Annotated in this window: 16 protein-coding genes and 1 pseudogene; 5 read left to right on the top strand and 12 right to left on the bottom strand. The window is 68.9% G+C overall.

Going from position 1 to position 20,594, the window contains the following annotated elements; genetic code table 11:
* Nucleotide 1 precedes the first annotated feature (1 nt).
* The 6 genes from J8N05_RS09830 to J8N05_RS09805 all read right to left on the bottom strand — a co-directional run bounded on the left by J8N05_RS09830 (nt 2) and on the right by J8N05_RS09805 (nt 7,568).
* The gene (locus tag J8N05_RS09830) at nt 2-4,513 is read right to left on the bottom strand and encodes an RHS repeat-associated core domain-containing protein (protein ID WP_210882041.1); all 4,512 of its coding nucleotides are present in this window, start codon (nt 4,511-4,513) and stop codon (nt 2-4) included.
* Between the two features lie 98 nt (nt 4,514-4,611).
* The gene (locus J8N05_RS09825; RefSeq protein ID WP_210882040.1) at nt 4,612-5,583 is read right to left on the bottom strand and encodes an SUKH-3 domain-containing protein; all 972 of its coding nucleotides are present in this window, start codon (nt 5,581-5,583) and stop codon (nt 4,612-4,614) included.
* 69 nt (nt 5,584-5,652) lie between these two features.
* Nucleotides 5,653-6,129: a hypothetical protein gene (locus J8N05_RS09820; RefSeq protein WP_210882039.1), complete on the bottom strand. Its 477-nt coding sequence runs from the start codon at nt 6,127-6,129 to the stop codon at nt 5,653-5,655.
* A gap of 92 nt (nt 6,130-6,221) precedes the next feature.
* Complete coding sequence (locus J8N05_RS09815; protein ID WP_210882038.1) at nt 6,222-6,752, bottom strand: hypothetical protein; 531 nt, start codon at nt 6,750-6,752, stop codon at nt 6,222-6,224.
* A 52-nt stretch (nt 6,753-6,804) separates the two neighbouring features.
* Entirely contained in the window at nt 6,805-7,233 is a 429-nt protein-coding gene (locus J8N05_RS09810) for a hypothetical protein (RefSeq protein ID WP_210882037.1), read from the bottom strand.
* Entirely contained in the window at nt 7,230-7,568 is a 339-nt protein-coding gene (locus J8N05_RS09805; protein WP_247706218.1) for a hypothetical protein, read from the bottom strand. Before J8N05_RS09805 ends, J8N05_RS09810 begins: the two co-directional genes overlap by 4 nt.
* A 145-nt stretch (nt 7,569-7,713) precedes the next feature.
* On the opposite strand from J8N05_RS09805, the gene J8N05_RS09800 reads away from it, so the two are divergent.
* Nucleotides 7,714-8,757 carry a hypothetical protein gene (locus J8N05_RS09800; RefSeq protein WP_210882035.1) on the top strand — a complete coding sequence of 348 codons (1,044 nt, stop codon included), beginning with the start codon at nt 7,714-7,716 and terminating at the stop codon, nt 8,755-8,757.
* Nucleotides 8,758-8,775: 18 nt separating this feature from the next.
* On the opposite strand, the gene J8N05_RS09795 is transcribed toward J8N05_RS09800, so the two are convergent.
* The gene (locus J8N05_RS09795) at nt 8,776-9,030 is read right to left on the bottom strand and encodes a DUF397 domain-containing protein (RefSeq protein ID WP_210882034.1); all 255 of its coding nucleotides are present in this window, start codon (nt 9,028-9,030) and stop codon (nt 8,776-8,778) included.
* On the bottom strand, nt 9,027-9,878 hold the full coding sequence (locus J8N05_RS09790; protein ID WP_210882033.1) for a helix-turn-helix domain-containing protein: 852 nt from the start codon (nt 9,876-9,878) through the stop codon (nt 9,027-9,029). The genes J8N05_RS09795 and J8N05_RS09790 overlap by 4 nt, the downstream gene beginning before the upstream one ends.
* A 140-nt stretch (nt 9,879-10,018) precedes the next feature.
* Here J8N05_RS09790 and J8N05_RS09785 point away from each other — a divergent pair, with 140 nt between their 5' ends.
* From J8N05_RS09785 to J8N05_RS09775, 4 genes and pseudogenes are all read left to right on the top strand, one after another.
* Entirely contained in the window at nt 10,019-10,516 is a 498-nt protein-coding gene (locus J8N05_RS09785) for an ATP-binding protein (RefSeq protein ID WP_210882032.1), read from the top strand.
* A 517-nt stretch (nt 10,517-11,033) separates the two neighbouring features.
* Nucleotides 11,034-11,237: pseudogene (locus tag J8N05_RS47280) on the top strand (Uma2 family endonuclease); the annotation flags it as partial.
* Nucleotides 11,238-11,382: 145 nt separating this feature from the next.
* The gene (locus J8N05_RS09780; protein ID WP_210882031.1) at nt 11,383-12,297 is read left to right on the top strand and encodes an NADP-dependent oxidoreductase; all 915 of its coding nucleotides are present in this window, start codon (nt 11,383-11,385) and stop codon (nt 12,295-12,297) included.
* A 349-nt stretch (nt 12,298-12,646) separates the two neighbouring features.
* Nucleotides 12,647-13,108, top strand: a complete 462-nt coding sequence (locus J8N05_RS09775; protein WP_210882030.1) for a MarR family winged helix-turn-helix transcriptional regulator — start codon at nt 12,647-12,649, stop codon at nt 13,106-13,108.
* Between the two features lie 15 nt (nt 13,109-13,123).
* Here J8N05_RS09775 and J8N05_RS09770 read toward each other — a convergent pair whose 3' ends face one another.
* The 4 genes from J8N05_RS09770 to rpsG all read right to left on the bottom strand — a co-directional run bounded on the left by J8N05_RS09770 (nt 13,124) and on the right by rpsG (nt 20,592).
* Nucleotides 13,124-16,339, bottom strand: a complete 3,216-nt coding sequence (locus tag J8N05_RS09770; RefSeq protein ID WP_210882029.1) for a glycosyl hydrolase 115 family protein — start codon at nt 16,337-16,339, stop codon at nt 13,124-13,126.
* Between the two features lie 249 nt (nt 16,340-16,588).
* Nucleotides 16,589-17,782 carry an elongation factor Tu gene (gene tuf / locus J8N05_RS09765; RefSeq protein ID WP_107020991.1) on the bottom strand — a complete coding sequence of 398 codons (1,194 nt, stop codon included), beginning with the start codon at nt 17,780-17,782 and terminating at the stop codon, nt 16,589-16,591.
* 170 nt (nt 17,783-17,952) lie between these two features.
* The gene (gene fusA, locus J8N05_RS09760) at nt 17,953-20,082 is read right to left on the bottom strand and encodes an elongation factor G (RefSeq protein WP_210882028.1); all 2,130 of its coding nucleotides are present in this window, start codon (nt 20,080-20,082) and stop codon (nt 17,953-17,955) included.
* 39 nt (nt 20,083-20,121) lie between these two features.
* The gene (gene rpsG / locus J8N05_RS09755; RefSeq protein ID WP_081218873.1) at nt 20,122-20,592 is read right to left on the bottom strand and encodes a 30S ribosomal protein S7; all 471 of its coding nucleotides are present in this window, start codon (nt 20,590-20,592) and stop codon (nt 20,122-20,124) included.
* Nucleotides 20,593-20,594: the final 2 nt, after the last annotated feature.

Below are 20,594 nucleotides of genomic sequence, written 5' to 3'. Positions count from 1 at the left end.
CTCACTCCTTCAACTGCTTCAGGAAGTACTCGTAGCCGTCATCGGGCTGCATGAAGGTTCCATTGTCCCCCTCGCGGATCAGCATCGTTCCGGTCGCGTCGTCCCACCAGGCGAAACGGGCGTTGCCCGACGGCGTACTGCGCATACGGATGCCGGGCGAGTTGGTCATCAGGTCTTCCAGGTGTTCCGGTACGTCGAGGTCGTCGATGCCCGGGATTCCGCGGTTCTTGATGTCACCGTGCGCGGCGATCTTGTCGGCGAGCATGGGCAGGTTGCCCACCTGGCTGGCCGGGTCCGGTTTGCCGATCTCGTAGAGCCCCAGCGGGTCGGCCGAGAGAAGAGGGTCGAGGACGTAGAGGAACGGGTTGGGGGAAGGGCCCAGGCCGAGCGGATCAGGGCTGGCGTAGCGGGCCGTTTCCGGGTCGTAGTAGCGGTGGACGTTGTAGTGCAGACCCGTCTCCGGGTCGTAGTACTGCCCGGGAAAACGCAGGGGAGTGTAAGCACTGTTCTCGCTCTTCCAGGCCGTGAGACCCCACAGCGTGCTCCGGCCCTGCCAGGCGACACGGCCGTCCTCGTGTAGCAGTTCGGTGGGCGAGCCCACCAGGTCGGTGGCCATGGCGAAGAACCGTGCGTCGATCTCCTCGTTCGAAGCCGTGAGGAGACGCTCGGTCTGGGCCACGGGCCGCAGCCCGTCGTGCTCCCAGGACAGTGCGACGGTGTGCGCCTGCGCGGCGTCGGTGGTGAGCTGCTCGCAGAGAGTGGTGCCGTCCCAGGTGAAGTCGGTCTGCTCCACCACGGTTGTGCCGTCCGCGCCCATGCGCTGCTTGGCGATGCGGCGCCCCATCGGGTCGTAGCGGTACCGCCACACCGTCCCGTCGGGAGTACGGACCGACGCCAGCCGGTCCTCGGCGTCCCAGGTGTACGCCCAGGTCTCCGCCTTGCGCGAGAGGCGGGTGCGATGCCGGTGCACCAGGCGGCCCTGGTCGTCGTAGCGGTAGCGGGTGCCGCCGGCCCGGGTCAGCCGGGCACCCTCGTAGTCTCGTGTGCCCACTGACGTCTGGCCGGGGTGACGACTCGGCCAGGCAGCGGTCGTCTGCGCGCCGTCGTCGTCGTACGCGTAGGACTCCGTCCAGTTCTCCGCCCGGACGGCTGTCGTACGACCGGCTGCGTCCAGGTCGAAGGTCCGGCTCTCGCCGTTCGGTCCTTCGATACCGATGAGGTGGCCGTCCGCGCGGTAGCGGTAGGAGCGGGCGTGCACGGTTCGCCCGTCGTCGACGGCGACCGCCTGCGAGGTGACCCTCCCCACGCCGTCGTACTCGCTCGTCAGTGAAAGGGCGTCGCCCACCCCCAGGGAGAGGAGCCGTCCTGCCGCGTCGTGGTCGAAGTCGAGAGTGCGGCCGGCGGTGTGTATCCGCGTGAGGTCACCCCGGCCGTCGTAGCTCCATGTGCTGGTCGCACCGGTGGGGGTGGTGCGGCTCAGCGTTCGCCCGGCGGCGTCGTGGGTGAAGGTGATGCTTCTGCCGTTGACGGTCTCGCGGACGAGACGTCCTTGCGGATCGCGCCCCAGCGTCACGACGGCGTCGGGGCCCTCAGCCGCGCGGAGACGGCCGCTCAGGTCGTACGCGTAGGTGTACCTGTACGCGCCCGCCGCGCCGTCCGCGTCCTTGGCGACCATGCGTCCGAAGGCGTCCCGTGCGATGCGCACCGTCTGACCGGCGGCGTTCGTGCGCTGGATCACCTGGCCCCTGGCGTCATGACCGTACGACCGGGTGCGGCCGTCGAAGTCGGTCTCCGAAAGGAGCCGGCCCGCGGCGTCGTAGCGGTAGCTCCAGCTCCGTCCGTCCGGGCGGCTCACTCCGAGCAGGCGCAGCGAGGGGTCGTACGCGAAGGAATGGCGTACGCCGTCGGGCCCGGTCCGCGCCGCGAGCAGGTTGAAGTGGGTGTACTCGAACCGCGTCTCGGCTCCGAGGGCGTCGGTATGACGGACCCTGTTGCCCTCGGCGTCGTAGGTCCAGACCTCGGTCTGTCCGTCCGCAGCGGTACGCCGGAGCAGTTCGCCGTCCGCTCCCCACTGCATGCGGCTCGTGTTGCCCAAGGGGTCGGTGACGGTCGCCACCCGCCCGAAAGCGTCGTGCGCGTACCGCGTGACCCCGCCCAGGGGGTCGGTGACGTGCTCGGCAAGACCGGCGGCGTCGCACCGTACCCGGGTGACGAGTCCTGTGGGGTCGGTGACGGAGGACAGGTGCCCGGCGTCGTCGTAGGCGTAACGGGTCGTGGTGCCGCCTGGTCTGGCGATCGTGACGCAGTTGCCCCGGGCGTCGAATTCCCTGCGTTCGACGTGCCCGTCGGGGCGGGTGATCGTGTGCGGGTTGCCCTCGGCGTCGTAGCCGACCTGGACGCTCGCGCCGTCGGGACGGGTGAGGACGAGGAGCCGGCCCAGGTCGTCGTAGGCCCGGCTCGTGGTGTGGCCGAGCTGGTCCGTCCAGGACGTCAGGTGGTGGTGTTCGTCCCAGGCGGTACGGATCGTGCCGCCGAGCGGATCGATCTCGGCGACGATCTGGCTGTTGCCGTTGACGACGAACCTGCTGACCGCGCCCTCAGCGGTGGTGACCGTGGTGATCCGGGCATCGGGCCAGGCCGCGTCGGTTCCGTCGTAGTCCAGTACGAGGCTGATGTGCCCGGCCTCGCCGCCCTCCGCCACGCAGCGGTCCGCGGTGTCGTAGGTGTAGAAGTAGCTGCGACCGTTGCGATCGGTCCACGAGGTGATCCGGTGCCGGTCGTCGTAACCGAACTGCATCGCCCGGCCTGCGGCGTTGCCGACCGTGGTCAGGCAGTCGTCGGCGTAACCGTAGGTGCGCAATACGAGGTCCGCGCCGTTCTCACCGGCCCCGGACAGGTGCAGGGCGGTCACGCGGCCGTCGGTGACCGTGAGCCCCAGGCGGTAGCCACCGGAGTGCCGGATGGCGAGCGGGGTCCCGTCCTCGGAGTAGTCGAAGTCGATCGTGTCGCCGTTGCGGTCGGATATGCGCTCCAGCAGAGCGATCCCGTCGACCGGGCAGGCGAAGCGGCGGGTGATCCCGGTGAGCCGGTCCTCGATCCGGTAGCCGCCGTTGTCGAGACGGGTCAGGGGGAGACGGGGCCCGGCCTCGGGAAACACCGGGCCGTGCGGACCGGTGGGGTGTGCGTAGGCGAGGAGCAGCCCGTCCTCCGTGACCCATACGACCCCGTGCTCGTCGGTCTCCAGACGCTCGTCGATGGTGGAGGACCAGGTGGGGCCGAACCACCAGCCGGTGCGGTGGTTGGAGGCGGCCCGGCGGGTGAAGGCGAGCGGCAGAGTGCCGGCCAGGGTGACGTCGGTCTCCGGCAGGAACATCGCACCGGTGGCCATGTCGATCGGGTCGCTGCCCTTGGAACGCACCAGGTTCTTGAGCCGGTTGTACGCGCCTTTGGCTCCGTCCGCGAGGGCGCTCCGGGCCGACTTGCCCAGGCCACGGACCCCGGCAGCCATGCCCTTCAAGCCGGCCTTGAGCCCGTTCATGGTGCGAAGGCCCTTGAGCCCCTTGGCGAGCCCGCCGAGGGTGGTGAGCCCCTTCATGCCGGGGATGCAGTCAAGGGCGGCGAACGCCACATCCCAAAGAGAGGCCTGCCCCTTCATATATTTATTGAGGGTGTCGGCGAGAACGACGAGCGCGGCGATCAGCACGATCGCACCGAGGATCGGCCCCCCGATGATGAGGGCGATAATGCCGAGTACGGCGACGACGACCTTGCAGACGGCGACGATGGTGTCCCAGTTGTCGACGAACCAGTCACCGACCTCCTCGTACCACTTACGGTTCTGAATCCCCGCGTCGGAAGCATCGTCCAGCTTGCGCTTCGCCTCCCCCGCCGCGTCCTCACGCATCTGACGGGCGTCCGCGGCCATCTTCTTCGCCGCGTCCAGCGCACTCTGCGCGGAGGTCACGTCGGATTGGGCGGCGGTGTGCGCGTCCTTGGCACTCTGCGCGTCACGAGTCGCGGCCCGAACCTTCGCCTCATCCGGCTTCGGCACGTCCTTGCCCGCCGACCCGGGATCGTCCTTGTACTTGTCCGCTTCCTTGTTCGCCCGCGTCACCCACGAATCAGCCGACGACAGCTTGGACTTGGCGGACGAAAGGTCGGCCTGCGCGTCCCGCCCCTTGGCGAGGGCCTTGTCGGCGAGGGTCTGGGCGCGCTCAAGCTCGGGCCAGTACGCCGCCAGCGCATCGCCGGCCAGGTCGTACGACTTCTTCAGCTTCTTGAGATTCTTCGGCACCCCGGAAAACTCGTCCCGGAACACCTCGGCCGTCTTACCGACCATCGTCAGGACGGCATCCTCGCCCGCCATCCCATTCACCAGCCGCAACGCATCCTGCACGTCATCAGCGAAGTCATGCAGACTCTTGGCCAACGACTTCACCCGGACCGGATCGCCCGGCGTCGGATCCTTCTCCAGGTCCAGCACATGCCAGTCCGTCGGCCGATACCCCGCCACGCCGCAACCCCCGTCGCACCAAGCCCGTCAACCACACGTACGCACAAGTGAAGTTACTAGGCACAGTCGTTCGGCGTGAAGATCGGCCGACCAGCCTGTCAGTGGTCGCCCAGCCGCCGCGTGAGCCGCTGCACCGCCTCGTCGGGCGTGGGCGCCAGCAGCCAGACGCTGTCCATGCCGGCGTAGACAGCCCCGTCCGCGGCCATGGCCAGGTACTGGTTCCCGCGGTCACGCATGCCGACGGGGTAGAGGCTGTCGACACCCGCCTGTTCGGCCAGATCCTCGATGATCTCCGCGTCCCAGAACGCCGGCAGCGGATCGAGCCGGAACTCCATCCACGACGTGGCGTCCAGTGAATCGCGGTAGGGCACACCCACCGCACCGAACTCCGCCAGAAACCGGCGCGCGGCCTCGTGGATCTCGTACTCACCGCTCTGCGTAAGGGCGCTTTCCCAGGTGTCCGTGGGAATGGCCCGGCCCGGACGCCAGCCCCCTGCGCGCAGCACCCGGTCCGTCTCCGCCGACCAGCGCAGCCCGGCGTCCTCGCCGGCCTCCGCCATGTCGAACCTCCGCCAGAACGGAGAGGGGTCCGCCGGCACGTCGGGTGTCCACAGGGCTGCCTGCGCCCCTTGCAGCGTGACCAAGCGGTCCAGCGCCTGGTCGATGGTCGTCGCCAGCGGTTCCGCCCGGTCCCGGAGCAGGTGCAGTGCTCCCTCTTCGGTGATCCCCAGGAAGCCGGCGCCTTCGTCCGCCGTGCCCACTGGGTAGAGCGGCGCCCCTGCTTCCCGGCTCGCCCGCGCGAACCGCTCGTCCTGCCACGCGGCCGCGAGGGGGTCGAAGCGGACGGCCGACGATGTGCTGATCGAATCGGCGGGCCAGCCGTACGTCACCAGACCGCCGAACTCGGCGAGGAGCCGACGCGCGGCGTCATGAGCCACGAAGGCCCCGCGCTCGCTCAGGACCGCTTCCCAGGTCGACGTCGGCACCGACCGTCCGGGACGCCAGCCCGCACGGCGCAGCACGTCCTCGGTCTGCGGGGACCAGCCCCGTCGCGTCCGGTCATCCGCCACTTGCACCACCGCCCGAACACTCAGTTGTTGCCACGCCCCCCGCCGACCGCGTCATCGCGCCCCTTGTCCTCAGGAGCGGCGACCTCGCAGGGCCCGCCGCGCATCGCCGACCGCGTCCGTGGTCAGCATCCACCAGTACTCCAGCTTGTTCTGCACGGTCATCCGGACCATCTGCCACTTGAACCAGGGCGGGAGTTGCCGGAACGGCACGTAGTCGAGGGTGTCGTCGATGGCGTTCTCCGCCATGCTCCTGCGGCCGTGGCCCTCCGCCCGCAGCGCGGCGTACAGCTCTGGTGTCAGTTCGCCGTTGAGCCGGGCCGCGGTGCCCGCCGCGGTGAAGGCGAAGCCGCGTTGGCCGATGTCCGGCAGCTGCATCGCCCTGACGATCCGAGGTGACGCCTCGGCCAGCGAGCAGTTGAAGGCCAGCCCGATCGCGGCGGAGCCCAGTGAGTCCTCTCCGCGTTCGTACGCCGCGTCCCACTCGACGGGATCGTCGAAGCGAAGCGGGCTCTCGTCACCGCCCCAGTCCCACCCGCCCGTCGCCATGTCCCCTCCTCCCGATGCCGACGATGTCGGCACAGAACCCGCCGTGCCGACCGTGCCGACACAAGACCCGCCGTCCATCCCCGGCCTCCGGGCTATGCCCCGCCCACCATCGCGTCCTCGTCGAAGCCGAGCTCGTCCTCGATGCCCAGTTCCTCCGCCGCATGCCATCTCAGCGGGTCCGGCCACTCCCCCGCGGCGCTTCTGGCGATGCCTTCCAGAAAACGCAGCGCTTCCGGAGTACCGATCCCGGCCAGCGCCTGCACGCCCTTGATGCACAGAGCGTAGAAGGGCCCGTCCGTGTCCTTGCGCTCCCGCACGAGAGCGCTGATCGGCTCCACGCCCTCGGGAGCCCGCAGCTCGCCGAGCATGTCGACCAGATCCTCCGAGTTCACGCCTGGCGCGCGCGACGCGAGTACGGGCGCCAGGATCGCGGCGAGCCCCTCGGGGTGGAGGTGAACCGCGACACCCGCCTGCCGTTCGAACCTGCGCCAGTCCCCCGCTTCGGACGAGAGCCGCAGCCAGCCCAGAACACGGGCGCGCGCCTCCGGAAACGCGTCCTCGACTTCTACGGCTTTCTCTCGCCCCACATATCCCGAGCCGATGAGCGAATCCACTCGCCGCATCAGGGCGTCCTCCGCGGCCACGTCAGCCCGCCTCCCCTCCACCACCGACCGGTCAGCGTCCGTCCGAAAAGGGATCAGAGTGCCCTCCCCACTGGAATCGCCATGCCCCGTTCTCCTCGTCGGGAGCAGCGCGCAGTCCTTGATCGGGGAGGGCGAATTCGTTGCGCAGCCAGGCGTCCATCGCCAGCGCCGCCACCTCGGACCGGTAATGGGCGAGGGGGAAGGTGAGCGCGGCGACCTCGACGAGGAGGCCGTCGGGACGCGCGGAGGACAGGTCGGCGGAGTGCACCGAGAGCCCGAAGGCGAGCCATGCGGCGTCGCGCCAATGGGTGCCCTTCGGAAGCGCCAGCGATACGTTGCGGTAGATCTGCAGGCAGCCCACCGCACCAGTGCCTGGGAGGCGATACTCCGCCGTCAAGTCCGCGGCCAGGCCGCCCTGCGAGCGGGTGCCCCGGAGCCGGTACTCGACAGTGCTGCTCATCCCTCTCCCCCGCCCTGAACGTCCCCGCGGAGAGTCCACGCGGGCGAATCCTCGGGCGGCCGGGGGCGGATCCGCAGTCGCGTCACGTCGATGCCCACGTCCGCGCTCGCGTCCCCCGTCGGAAGACGTCCGGCGTCGTCGGGGTAGTAGTACGGGCCGTAGGCCCAGAACTCCGGAAGCTCATGACACATGAGATCGGGGTACGGAGACATCTCCGTTCCGCCGTACCTCTCATTGATCCTCGCCACCGCCTCCGCACGGGAGATACCGAACCGCCCCACCATTTCGTCCGCTATCTCGCGGAAATAGCCGAGCATTCCCTCGTCCAGCTTCATATGGAATTCCGCGGTCACGGCGTTTGCATCCCCCTATCCCCCTCGGTGGACCAGGTGTACGCCACCGCCCGCGCCCCATCGGCCATCGGCCATCGTGCGTGCCCCACCTTCACCTAGCGCCTGCGTGCACCCATAGCCTCTCCCCATGCCCCGCACCACTCCACCCCGCCCCCTCGACATCGCCGCCCTCTTCCCCGAGTTGGCGCCGATGGCCCGTACCGCCGTACGACTGCACCCGCGTGCCGGTGCGCCGACCGCCGCCGACAGTTCGATCGGCGGGCCGCTCCTCTGGCCTGCCCACGAACCGTGGCCCACCTGCCCGGATCACGCCGGCCCCTCGCACCGCGGTGTCGCCCTCGACGACGTACGGCTGGGGCGACGCATCCTCGACGAGGCCTGGGACCGGCCACGCGCCGAGGGCGCCGACCTCCTCACCCCCGAGGAGCGCGTCATCGTCGACCGCGCCTCGATCTCCGGCCGCACCCGGATACCCCAGGACGGCCCGGCCCCCATGATCCCCGTGGTCCAGCTGTACGCCGCCGACGTCCCCGCGCTGCCCTGCCCGGCCGGTACCGATCTGCTCCAGGTCCTGTGGTGCCCCTTCGACCACGCCGCCGACTACCTCCCCGCGGTCACGCTCCGCTGGCGCGCCTCCACCGACGTGACCGACCCCCTCACCGCCGCCCCGCAGCCCTCGGTGATCGGCAACGACGACTACCTCCCCGAGCCCTGCGTACTCCACCCGGAGACGGTCACCGAGTACCCTGCCCCGCACGAACTGCCCGAGGACCTGGCGGACCGCATCGAGGCCTGGGAGGAGGAGCAGACCCCGGAAGAGCCTGAGGACGGGGATGAGCTGGATGACGCCGCCGTCATCGGCTATCAGTACGACCTCAGCGTCGCCCCGGGCTGCAAGCTCGGCGGCCACGCCCCCTGGAGCTTCAGCGATCCGTTCCCCATGGCATGCCCCGAATGCGGCTCGGCCGTGCGGCCCCTGCTCACCATCGACGGCAGCGAATGGGACGGCGGCAACGGGAGTTGGCGTCCTGTGGAGGACGCCGGCTATACGGGCCTGCACTACCGCGGCCCGTCCTGCGCGACCCAGCTGAACATCGGCCGCAGCTACAACTTGCAGCTGTACGTGTGTACGGTCGCGCCCGGCCATCCGCATGTGCAGAACATGCAGTGACCCGGCCCCCAATCCCAGCTAGTGGCCTGGCGCCATGGGTGCCACGAACGACGCCCAGGCGGCGGGGCTGAGGGTGAGCCGCGCCCCGGCGGGGTTCTTGGAGTCGCGAACGTGGACGGCGGCAGGCGCCTTCGCTATTTCGACGCAGTCATTGATATCGCCGCTGTCGCTATAGCTGCTCTTGAACCACTCCAGGGCAGCCTCGACGCAGTCATCAACCTCAGGACCGCTGCTGTAACTGCTCTTGAACCAGCGGAGTTCCGTGGTGCTCATAGCTCTCCTCGCGTTCGTTCGATAAAGGCCAGCGACTCCCTCGGGGTGAGAGCCTGCGCCCGGATCATGCCGTAGCGGAGTTCCAGGATACGAAGGGCCCGGGGGTCGGAGACCGGGCGGCCGTTGAACGCGCCTGGGCAGCGACCCACGGCCGTGCCATCGGCGAACTTCAGCACCTGGATCAAGCCGTGTACTCCACCGTGCTCCTCACACTGAGTCGGCATGACCTGAAGCGTGACGTGTCGCATCTGCGCAACCTCCAGCAGGTACTCAAGCTGCCGCCGCAGCACCATTTTCCCACCTAGCGGGCGCTCCAGCGTCACCTGCTCCTGGACAAAACTGACCGTCGGAGGGGAATCGCTCTCGAAAATTGCCTTCCGCGCCATACGAGCGGCAATGCCTCGCTCCACCTCATCCGGCGAGTACGCAGGCAGCACCATCTCGAACAACGCCCGCGCATACTCCGGCGTCTGCAACAACCCCTGGATGTTGTGGTTGCTGTACTGCAGCAACTCGACAGCCCGGTCCTCCAACTCCTTCAGCTCCCGCACCTTCTTCGGATACCGGGCCCTCTCCACATCCCCCTTGAACGCCTTGAGGTGCCCGCTCGCGTTCAGCACCTCGTCCGCCCGGTCCAGGAACTCCGGCCGGGGAATCCGCGCCCCACGCTCGATCTTGCGGATCATGTCCTCGCCGTATCCGAGGGCTTCACCGACGTCGGCGACCCGCAGCCCGGCCGCCTCGCGGCAGAGCCTGAGCAGCCGCCCGACGGCCTCCACCAGCGGCGCGCTCTCGTCCCCCGGTTCGAGGTCCCAGCCCGCCTCATCCACACCCTCACCGCTGCTCATCGCCACCCACCTCCAACTCCCGCCCGCACCCGTACGACACCCGAGACAGCCAAGACAGACCGGGACCACAGCGCGACAGTTCCGATACGCACAGTCGTAACCCCAGTTCAAAGTAGACACGATTGGCCACGCTGTGTGACGTGAATCAAGAAACCGTCCGCAGCTTCAGCCTGCTCCTGTCAGCGACACCCCGCGGCGCCCGTCTCGCCCGGCGGTTCACGACCGAGCAAGTCCGCGCCTGGGAGCTGCCGTTGGACCCCGACCGCGCGGAGCACATCGTGGCCGAGCTGGCCGCCAACGCCGTCACGCACGGCCGCGTCCCCGGCCGCGACTTCCGCCTCACGCTGTACGTGATCGGCGGCACCCTCCGCATCGAGGTGACCGACACCCGCGGCGACCGGCGGACCCTCGGCCCGCAACACCCGGGCCCCGCCGACGAGTCGGGGCGCGGACTCGTCATCGTGGAGGCGCTTTCCGACCGTTGGGGCGTCACGCCCGGCAGACCCCCGCGCAAGACGGTCTGGGCCGAGCTCAACTTCGTACCGCATCCGGCACCGTCATCAGCACTGACGCCGGCGCTGAAGCCCGCCGGCTCGGCACCAGCCCCCACCGGTCCCCGGATTCCACCGTCCCGGTAAACGACCGACCGGTACCGCCCGGCATCAAATGCTTTTCAAGAACTCAGGGAGAGAACCCACCAAACCCAGCCCCACCCGGCTCTCACCTGACCCAGGTCGGCCTCTCGTCAGCACCGCGAACCCGCCTCGCCCACAAGGGTGACAATCCCCAACTCAGCTGGATTTCTGACTGGTTGTCGGTCATATGCTCGCCCGAACAGACCCCAGAACATGCGACGGCCCCCGGCCGGGACTGGACTCCCGATCGAGGGCCTGACCACCGAGGAAGAAGACGCTTCCCCATGGATACTCAGCACCCTAGCGCGCCCCCGTGCGCCCGGCCCCGGATTCCGCAGCAGTTTGCGCAGCAGCATCCGCGAGGCGTCACACACGTCAAAGTCCGCCACACCGCCCGCTTCACGGTGATCGGCAACCACCTCGCCCAGCACCCGCAGCTGTCAGGGCTCGCGATCGGGCTCGGCGTCCACATCCAGTCGCTGCCCACCGGTGCCCGCGTCGACATCAGGACACTGACGGACGCGATTACCCGCTGGTCGGAATCCCCATCTACGCGATCTTCGACCCCCGTAGCGGCACGGGCGCCGTCCTCTCCGACATCCACCCCACCCCCGACGGCCCCCGCTACGCGACCCGCAAGGACTTCCTCTACGGCGAGGACGTCACGATCGCCGAGTGGACCATCTCGACGGCCGACCTGCCGCGATACCCCGCCACGGACTGACAGCAGCACCGGAACATCCCCGACTCCAGAGCGCCCCTCCGCCAACTACTTGGCTAGCCACACAATCGGTGCTACTTTTTATGTGGCTGGCCACACAAATGTGGTCGGTGGTCGCAGGACCAGCTCACCGAAGGAGACAGCAGTCATGAAGGCCATCGTTTTCGACGCGTTCGGCGGCACCGAGGTCCTGCACGAGACCGAGGTCGAGGTGCCCCAGCCGGGGCCCGGCCAGGTCCGCGTCCAGGTCAAGGCCGTGGGCGTCAACCCGGTGGACGGAAAGATCCGCTCCGGGATCATGGAAGCCATCTTCCCCACCACGCTGCCCGCCATCCCCGGCGGCGAGATCGCCGGAGTCGTCGACGCCGTGGGTGAGGCTGTCGACCAGTTCAAGGTCGGCGACGAGGTGCTCGGCTGGTCCGACACCGGCTCCTACGCCCAGTACGCACTGGCCGACGCGACCGTCCTCGCCCCCAAGCCGGCTGCCCTGGACTGGACGCAGGCAGCCGCACTGCCCGTGGCGAGCGACGGCGCCGAGCGGGTCCTGGACCTCCTCGACATCAAGGCCGGCGAGACGCTGCTGATCCACGGCGCGTCCGGCGCGCTCGGCACCATCGCCGTGCAGCTCGCTGTCGCCCGCGGCGCCCACGTCATCGGCACCGCCGGCCCCACCAACCAGGACTACGTGCGCTCACTCGGCGCCACGGCCCTCACCTACGGAGACAACCTGGTCGAAAGAGTCCGCGCAGTCGCTCCCAACAGCGTGGACGCCGTCTTCGACGCCGCGGGCAAGGGCGCGCTGGAGGACTCCATCACCCTGCGCGGCGGCACCGACCGCATCGTCACCACGGCCGACTTCCGGGCCCGCGAACTGGGCATCGTCTTCGCCGAGGGCCCGCAGCGCCGCTCGGCCACCCGCCTCGCCGAACTCGCCCGCATGGCCGCCGACGGCGACCTGACCGTCACGGTCGGCACGACCTACCCGCTCGCCGACGCGGCCAAGGCCCAGCAGACGAGCGACGCGGGCCACGGCCGCGGAAAGCTCGTCCTCACAGTCGCCTGACCCGCCCGTACAGCGACCCCCATGAGGGCGACGCACACGGGTTGTGCCCCGCGCCCGCACCCCTAAGAGATTGCGCCGTTCCTTGCGCCCTTGGGTTTCGGGTGCGGGTCCGGTGGGGGCTGGTCGCGCAGTTCCCCGCGCCCCTAGGGGGTAGGGGGCGGGGGTACGAAGTTTGGCTGCAGGTCGGTGAAGCCTCGCCCCAGGCCCCGTAAGGGGCGCGGGGAACTGCGCGGCCCACCCCCACCGGACCCGCAGCAGAACATCGGGGCCAGCCCCACCCCCTAGGGGCGCGGGGAACTGCGCAATCCTGTAGGCCACCCCCCACTGAACCCGCACCCAAGGAACAACAATGATCAACCCCACCCCCCCGACCACGGCCCGCGACGGCCACCTCAGCTACGCGATCTTCGTACTCGCCCGCACCCACCGCGGCCACGCCGCAGCCATGCTCCGCGCCATGAACCTGCATCCCGGTCAGGAACTGCTCCTGATGCAGCTCTTCGACCGCGACGAGCAGACCCAGTCCGAACTCCTGGAGGGCGTCGGCCTCGACCACTCCACCGTCTCCAAGTCGCTGCGCCGCATGCAGGAGGCCGGGCTCCTCACCCGGGAACCGTCCGCCCACGACCGACGCGTCCTGGTCGTCCGCCTGACCGACGCCGGCCGCGCCCTGCGCGCCCCCATCACCGAGATGTGGCGAACCCTGGAGGAGATCTCCGTCCGAGAACTGACAGCGGAGCAGATCGAGGCATTCACCACGACCGCGTACACCATCGAACAGTCGATCAAGGACCACGGCGGCCAGGACTGATCGACGAGTCCGGGCTCAGCGCACGCGCCAACTCTCCCGCGGCCCCAGATACGTCGCCGTCAACCCACCCGTGTCGATCACCAGCCGCTGCACCACCACCGTCGGATCGACCGCCCAGAACACGAGCCGGTGCACCCCCGCAGCCCCGACCTCGGCCCCGGCCCCGATCGTGTGGCGCGTAGACGTGCGATTGACGTTGTCCGATGTGTTGCGGGCCCACTCCATATTCATCAGCCCGTCGTCGGCCCCGGTCGCCGCGTGGATGTCGACGATCTGCGGCGCGTCCCCGTCGAACGAGACCCCGTACCGCAGCCCGGCACCCGTGGCCAACGCCGGATTCCGCGGCGACAAGTACACCCACACGGTGACCGCCCCTTCCGACAGCAGACTCACCTCGTACTCAAGCCGCGGTGACGAACCTCCCAGAACCGGTGTCCATCCGGGAGCCGTCACCGGCCACGGCGTCACGCCCGCCCCCGTACGCCCGATCCCGTCGATACGCCGCCACGCCCCCACCGAGCGCGTGAAGTGCTCGGCGTCGACGGCGACGTAACCGCCCGCCTCCACGAACCCCCGCAGCCCGCGCGCCACCCGTACCGACGGCTGCTCCGCGATCACCCCGACCTGCACCGACTCCCCCGCCCCCGCCACGGTCACCGACGCCTCCGTCCGCCCCCGCGGAGCCTTCGCCCAGTCCACCGTCAGCACCGCCCGTACCTGCTCCTGGACCCGCCCGCGCGGCCGGTCGACCACGAGCCACGGCACGGACGACGTGATCCGGTAGTCGAAGGCCGTACGCCCCCGGTTGAACACCTCGATGTACTGATCGGGCCGCGTCTGATACGGACTGAACACCGGCAACACAGCCGAACCCGCACCCGAACCCGCACCCGAACACGCACCCGAACCCGAATCCGAAGCCGCGCCCGGGCCTCCTCCCCCCGGCCACCACCCCTCCACCCCGTCCACCGCCACCCCCAGCTCCGCCCCCGCCGGCACCTCGATCCGCCGCACCGCCGGGAAGATCTCGTCCGGCAGTGCCACGTTGTCCCGCTCGGGCTGCTGCCAGGGCGCGTTCGGGCCGTAGCGCTCCACATCCCCGTACCCGATGTGCGGCTGGGTCTGGAAGCCCCGCCATTTGCCGCCCGCCACCCGCGCGTTGAAGCGTTCGGCGAGCGCGAGATCCCGGGCGAGCCCCGCCTCCGCCTCGGCCGCGAGGCCGTTCGTCGCGGCCCGCCCCTGCCCGGCGTACAACAGGTTCGTGAACTCGGCCGCCCGCAGCCCGTACAGGTTGGCCGTCGCCGCCACCTCGTACCCGACCAGCTCGAACCACGCGTCCTGGTCCGCGGCCGGCAGCCGTCGGCCGATCCGCGCCGCCTCCTCGCCGAGCCGTTGCCACTCCTCGGTGACCCGCTCCAGTTCACGGTGGCCGAAGTGGAACGGCGTCTCCTGGTCGTCGTACACGACCCGCCCGTCCACCAGCGTGATCCGGCGGTTCAGCAGCTCGGGCTTGCGCCGCGACTGGAGCCGCCCGTACGCCGCGAGCACGGACGCGATCGCCGCCGCCTGCCCGTGCGCGTCACCGAAGTTCTGCCGCGCGTACCGCCGCTCCCACTCCCCCAGCCGCTCCAGCGGCCATCGCCCCGGGTCCCACGCGTAGTCGAGGAAGAACTCCGTCGGCAGCTCGTTGCCCTTCAGATCGCCGACGTTCGTGACCCACAGCTCCCGGTTCCCGTACGCGGCGGCCTGGTGGAGCTGATCCCACAGGTTCGGCAGCGAGGCGGTGTCCACCCACTTGTAGTTGCGGCCAACGCCCACGTAGTCGAAGTGGTAATACAGGCCGTAACCCCCACCCCGCACCCCCTTCCCTGTGCCCTCCTCCCCCTCCCCCTCCCCCTCCCCCTGATCGGGATGCTTGCGGATGTTGCCCCAGTTGTCGTCCGTCAGCACGACGGTCACGTCGTCCGGCGCCCGCAGCCCGCGGTCCCAGTACCGCTGGACCTCCTTGTAGAGCGTCCAGACCTGCGGGGTCTCGGCGGCGGCCCGGCCGGTGACGTCCTCGATGATCGACCGCTGCGTCGCGATGATCTCCCGCATCAGCTCGATGCCGTCGCCGTCCGGCAGGCTGGTGTCGCCGTTGCCCCGCATACCGAGGGTGACGACCCCCTCGAAGCCCTGGTCGGCCATCCGCCGGATGCCGTCACGCCAGTACGCCTTGACGGCCTCCGCGTTCCGCCGGAACGACCACTCGCCGGTGCCGCCGTACGGGTCCCGCCCCGGCGTCACGATGTTCCCCGCGCTGTCGCGCACGGCCGGCACGGCATGCCGGTTCCACTCCTCGATACCCCGCATCATCGGCGCCTCATGAGACGTGCCCATGACAATCCCGTACGCCGTCGCCCGCGCGTGGTTCTCCGGGTCGTCCTCCGCGAACGCCCGCCCCCACACCGCCGGCCACAGATAGTTCGCCTTCAGCCGCAGCAGGACCTCGAAGACCTTCGCGTAGAAGTCCGCGGTGAAGCCGCCGGGGTGACCGGGAGCCTTCCCCGGCCCGAAGTACCCGGGCGCCCAGGTCCCCAGCGCCGGATTCTCGTCGTTGATGAAGACACCCCGGTACTTCACGGCCGGCGTGCCCTGGCTGAAGCGCCCCCGCCGCACGTACACCTCGCTCCGCCGCACCGGCCGCACGTCGTCCCACCAGTACCAGGGCGAGACCCCGATCCCGTACGAGACGTCGTACGCCCCGAAGATCGTGCCGCGCTGGTCGCTGCCGGCGATCACGAACGCCCGCTCCACCCCGGGCATCGGGCGTTCGACCACGGTCTGCAACGAGGTCTCCCACCGGCCGCGGATCCCGTCGACGTCGAGCTTCCCGGCCGCGACCAGCCCGTCGATCAGCGCACTGCGCCCGACCGTCCCCACCAGGACCACCTCGCGCGCGACCGAGTCCCCCGGCCGCACCCCCGTGACCCGCTCGATGTCGTCCCGCAGGTCACCGGCCACCCGTACGACTCCGGGGTGATCGTCCGCGCTGACGACGACCGGGGCGCCGACGAGCCGGAAGGCTCCGGGCTCCGGGGAGAAGGAGATGTACGCGCCCGGGTCCGAAGCGGTATCGGCAGCGGCCTGCGGCACACCCTCCGCCCACGCGGTCCCGGCCCCCGACAACCCCAGCAACCCGGCCCCCGCCCCGGCCCCGAGCACGGCTCTACGACTGACCCCTCCGGACATGCGTCACCCCTCGACCGTCCCCGTATCGAATGTCGGCATGACAAACGGTGACGGGAGTGACACCTGAGGGGAACGGGTCGTCACCGCCGAACACTTTCGTGACGAATCATTTCGACGCCCGCCCCAAACCCCGCCCGGACTCCCGGACACAGCAAAGGGGCCCGCACGACCGAAGTCGTACGGGCCCCTTCAGGAGCTCTGCGTTCAGTGCGGAGCTACCAGGCGTTCAAGCCCAACCAGCAGCCGAGACTACTTGTTGATCTTGGTGACCTGGCCGGCGCCGACGGTCCGGCCACCCTCACGGATGGCGAACTTGAGGCCCTCCTCCATGGCGACGGGCTGGATGAGCTCAACGGTCATCTCAGTGTTGTCGCCCGGCATGACCATCTCGGTGCCCTCGGGGAGGGTCACCACGCCAGTCACGTCCGTCGTGCGGAAGTAGAACTGGGGACGGTAGTTGTTGAAGAACGGCGTGTGACGGCCGCCCTCGTCCTTGGACAGGATGTACGCCTGCGCCTCGAACGAGGTGTGGGGCGTGACCGAGCCCGGCTTGATGATGACCTGGCCGCGCTCGACGTCCTCGCGCTTGATGCCACGGAGGAGCAGACCGACGTTCTCACCGGCCTGGCCCTCGTCGAGCAGCTTGCGGAACATCTCGATGCCGGTGACCGTGGTGGTGGTCTTCTCGGTCTTGATACCGACGATGTCGACGGTCTCGTTGACCTTGAGGACACCACGCTCGATACGACCGGTGACGACGGTGCCACGACCGGTGATCGTGAAGACGTCCTCGATCGGCATCAGGAACGGCTTGTCGACGTCACGCTCGGGCTGCGGGATCGACTCGTCGACGGCCTTCATCAGGTCGAGGACGGACTTGCCCCACTCGGCGTCGCCCTCAAGAGCCTTGAGCGCCGAGACCTTGACGACCGGCAGGTCGTCGCCCGGGAACTCGTACTCGGAGAGGAGCTCACGGACCTCAAGCTCGACGAGCTCCAGGATCTCCTCGTCGTCCACCATGTCGGCCTTGTTCAGGGCGACGACGATGTACGGAACGCCGACCTGGCGGGCCAGGAGCACGTGCTCCTTGGTCTGCGGCATCGGGCCGTCCGTGGCGGCGACGACGAGGATGGCGCCGTCCATCTGCGCCGCACCCGTGATCATGTTCTTGATGTAGTCCGCGTGACCGGGGCAGTCGACGTGGGCGTAGTGACGCGTCTCGGTCTGGTACTCGACGTGCGCGATCGAGATCGTGATACCGCGCTGGCGCTCTTCGGGAGCCTTGTCGATCTGGTCGAAGGCCGAGGCCTCGTTCAGGTCCGGGTACGCGTCGTGCAGCACCTTGGTAATGGCGGCCGTGAGGGTCGTCTTACCGTGGTCGATGTGACCGATGGTGCCGATGTTGACGTGCGGCTTAGTCCGCTCGAACTTTGCCTTCGCCACTGAATCCTCCTGCGGAGTGGTTCTGGTACGCCTTACTCATCGGCGCCAGGGTGATCTTTGCTGGGATGCCGCCCGCCGAGGTCCTCGCCGGTACAGGGCGATTTCTCGTCCCTTGCCGGTTCGCGACCCGGGCGGTCGGTGTCAAGCCTAAAGCGTGTAAACGGTGTGTGTTACTCGCCCTTGGCCTTCGCGATGATCTCCTCGGCGACGTTCCGGGGAACCTCGGCGTAGGAGTCGAACTGCATCGAGTAGCTTGCGCGACCCGAGGTCTTGCTGCGGAGGTCGCCGACGTAGCCGAACATCTCCGAGAGGGGCACGAGGCCCTTCACGACACGGGCACCGGCACGCTCCTCCATGGCCTGGATCTGGCCACGGCGGGAGTTGATGTCGCCGATGACCTCGCCCATGTAGTCCTCGGGCGTGGTGACCTCGACGGCCATCATCGGCTCAAGGAGCACGGGGCTGGCCTTGCGGGCAGCCTCCTTGAAGGCCTGCGAACCGGCGATCTTGAACGCCAGCTCGGAGGAGTCGACCTCGTGGTAGGCACCGTCGAGAAGCGTGATGCGGACACCCGTCATCTCGTACCCGGCGAGGATGCCGAACTGCATGGCCTCCTGCGCACCGGCGTCCACCGACGGGATGTACTCCCGCGGGATACGGCCACCGGTCACCTTGTTCACGAACTCGTACGCCGGGCCGTCGGCCTCGGTGATGGGCTCGATCGCGATCTGCACCTTGGCGAACTGACCGGTACCACCGGTCTGCTTCTTGTGGGTGTAGTCCACGCGCTCGACGGCCTTGCGGATCGTCTCACGGTAGGCGACCTGCGGCTTACCGACGTTGGCCTCGACCTTGAACTCACGGCGCATACGGTCGACCAGCACCTCAAGGTGCAGCTCGCCCATACCACCGATGATGGTCTGGCCGGTCTCCTCGTCCGAGTGAACCTGGAAGGAGGGGTCCTCCTCCGCGAGACGCTGGATGGCTACACCCAGCTTCTCCTGGTCACCCTTGGACTTGGGCTCGATGGCGACCTGGATGACCGGCGCCGGGAAGTCCATGGACTCCAGGATGACCGGCTGCTTGTCGTCGGAGAGCGTCTCACCGGTGGTGGTCTGCTTCAGGCCCATCACGGCGACGATGTCGCCGGCGCCCACCGCCTCGATCTCCTCACGCTTGTTCGCGTGCATGCGGTAGATCTTGCCGATGCGCTCCTTCTTGCCCTTGACGGAGTTCAGCACGGCGGTGCCGGACTCCAGGCGGCCCGAGTAGACCCGGACGAAGGTGAGCTTGCCCAGGTGCGGGTCGCTCATGATCTTGAACGCGAGGGCCGACAGCGGCTCGTCCACGGACGGCTTGCGCTTCACGACGACCTCGGGGTCCTTCACGTCGTGGCCCTCGATGGCCTCGACGTCAAGCGGGGTCGGGAGGTAGCGCACGACCGCGTCGAGCAGGGGCTGGACGCCCTTGTTCTTGAACGCGGTGCCACAGAACACCGGGGTGACCGTGGTGTCGCTGGACTTGCCGGACGCGATGGTGATGCGACGGATCGCGGCGTACAGCTGCTCCTCGGTGGGCTCTTCGCCCTCCAGGTACAGCTCCATGATCTCTTCGTCGTTCTCCGCGACGGCCTCGATCAGCTTGCCGCGGTACTCCTCGGCAGCCTCGGCGTGCGTGGCCGGGATGTCGACGACGTCGTACATCTCGCCCTTGGCGGCCTCGGCGGACCAGACGAACGCCTTCATGGTGACGAGGTCGACGACACCCTTGAAGTCGGCCTCGGCGCCGATCGGAAGCTGCATGACCAGCGGCTGCGCCCCGAGGCGGTCCGAGATCATGTCGACGCAGCGGTGGAACTCCGCGCCGGTCCGGTCGAGCTTGTTGACGAAGCAGATGCGCGGCACGCCGTAGCGGTCGGCCTGACGCCACACCGTCTCGGACTGCGGCTCAACGCCCGCGACACCGTCGAACACGGTGACGGCACCGTCGAGGACGCGGAGCGAACGCTCCACCTCGACCGTGAAGTCCACGTGACCCGGGGTGTCGATGATGTTGATGGTGTAGTCGTTGTCGTCGAGCGGCCAGTGACAGGTGGTCGCAGCAGAGGTGATCGTGATGCCACGCTCCTGCTCCTGCTCCATCCAGTCCATGGTCGCGGCGCCGTCGTGGACCTCACCGATCTTGTAGCTGACGCCGGTGTAGAAGAGGATCCGCTCGGTGGTGGTCGTCTTGCCCGCGTCGATGTGGGCCATGATCCCGATGTTGCGGACCCTGGCCAGGTCAAGTGAAGTGGTAGCCATAAGGCTTCGGTCTTCTCTCGGTCTCGATGGGGGTAGCGACTACCAGCGGTAGTGCGCGAAGGCCTTGTTGGACTCGGCCATCTTGTGGGTGTCCTCGCGCTTCTTCACAGCGGCACCAAGGCCGTTGGAGGCGTCGAGAAGCTCGTTGAGCAGCCGCTCGGTCATGGTCTTCTCGCGACGGGCGCGGGAGTAACCGACGAGCCAGCGCAGCGCGAGCGTGCTGGCGCGACCGGGCTTGACCTCGATCGGGACCTGGTACGTCGCACCGCCGACTCGGCGGGACTTGACCTCAAGGGTCGGCTTGATGTTCTCCAGAGCGCGCTTGAGCGTGATGACCGGGTCGTTGCCGGTCTTCTCGCGCAGGCCCTCCATGGCGCCGTAGACGATGCGCTCGGCGGTGGAGCGCTTGCCGTTCAGCAGCACCTTGTTGATCAGGGAGGTCACCAGAGGGGAACCGTAGACCGGGTCGATGATGACCGGGCGCTTCGGGGCGGGGCCCTTACGAGGCATTT

This window comes from Streptomyces liliiviolaceus, from assembly GCF_018070025.1.
GTDB classification, from domain to species: Bacteria; Actinomycetota; Actinomycetes; order Streptomycetales; family Streptomycetaceae; genus Streptomyces; species Streptomyces liliiviolaceus.
The sequence above is the reverse complement of the archived record's forward strand: the minus strand, read 5'-3'. Positions and strand labels throughout refer to the sequence as shown.

Coding starts and splice junctions, on each gene's coding strand:
- J8N05_RS09820 (WP_210882039.1), bottom strand. CDS start 6,129: ATGGCGACGGGCGGGTGGGACTGGGGCGGTGACGAGAGCCCGCTTCGC.
- J8N05_RS09815 (WP_210882038.1), bottom strand. CDS start 6,752: ATGCGGCGAGTGGATTCGCTCATCGGCTCGGGATATGTGGGGCGAGAG.
- J8N05_RS09810 (WP_210882037.1), bottom strand. CDS start 7,233: ATGAGCAGCACTGTCGAGTACCGGCTCCGGGGCACCCGCTCGCAGGGC.
- J8N05_RS09805 (WP_247706218.1), bottom strand. CDS start 7,568: ATGAAGCTGGACGAGGGAATGCTCGGCTATTTCCGCGAGATAGCGGAC.
- J8N05_RS09800 (WP_210882035.1), top strand. CDS start 7,714: ATGCCCCGCACCACTCCACCCCGCCCCCTCGACATCGCCGCCCTCTTC.
- J8N05_RS09795 (WP_210882034.1), bottom strand. CDS start 9,030: ATGAGCACCACGGAACTCCGCTGGTTCAAGAGCAGTTACAGCAGCGGT.
- J8N05_RS09790 (WP_210882033.1), bottom strand. CDS start 9,878: ATGAGCAGCGGTGAGGGTGTGGATGAGGCGGGCTGGGACCTCGAACCG.
- J8N05_RS09780 (WP_210882031.1), top strand. CDS start 11,383: ATGAAGGCCATCGTTTTCGACGCGTTCGGCGGCACCGAGGTCCTGCAC.
- J8N05_RS09775 (WP_210882030.1), top strand. CDS start 12,647: ATGATCAACCCCACCCCCCCGACCACGGCCCGCGACGGCCACCTCAGC.
- J8N05_RS09770 (WP_210882029.1), bottom strand. CDS start 16,339: ATGTCCGGAGGGGTCAGTCGTAGAGCCGTGCTCGGGGCCGGGGCGGGG.
- fusA (WP_210882028.1), bottom strand. CDS start 20,082: ATGGCTACCACTTCACTTGACCTGGCCAGGGTCCGCAACATCGGGATC.
- rpsG (WP_081218873.1), bottom strand. CDS start 20,592: ATGCCTCGTAAGGGCCCCGCCCCGAAGCGCCCGGTCATCATCGACCCG.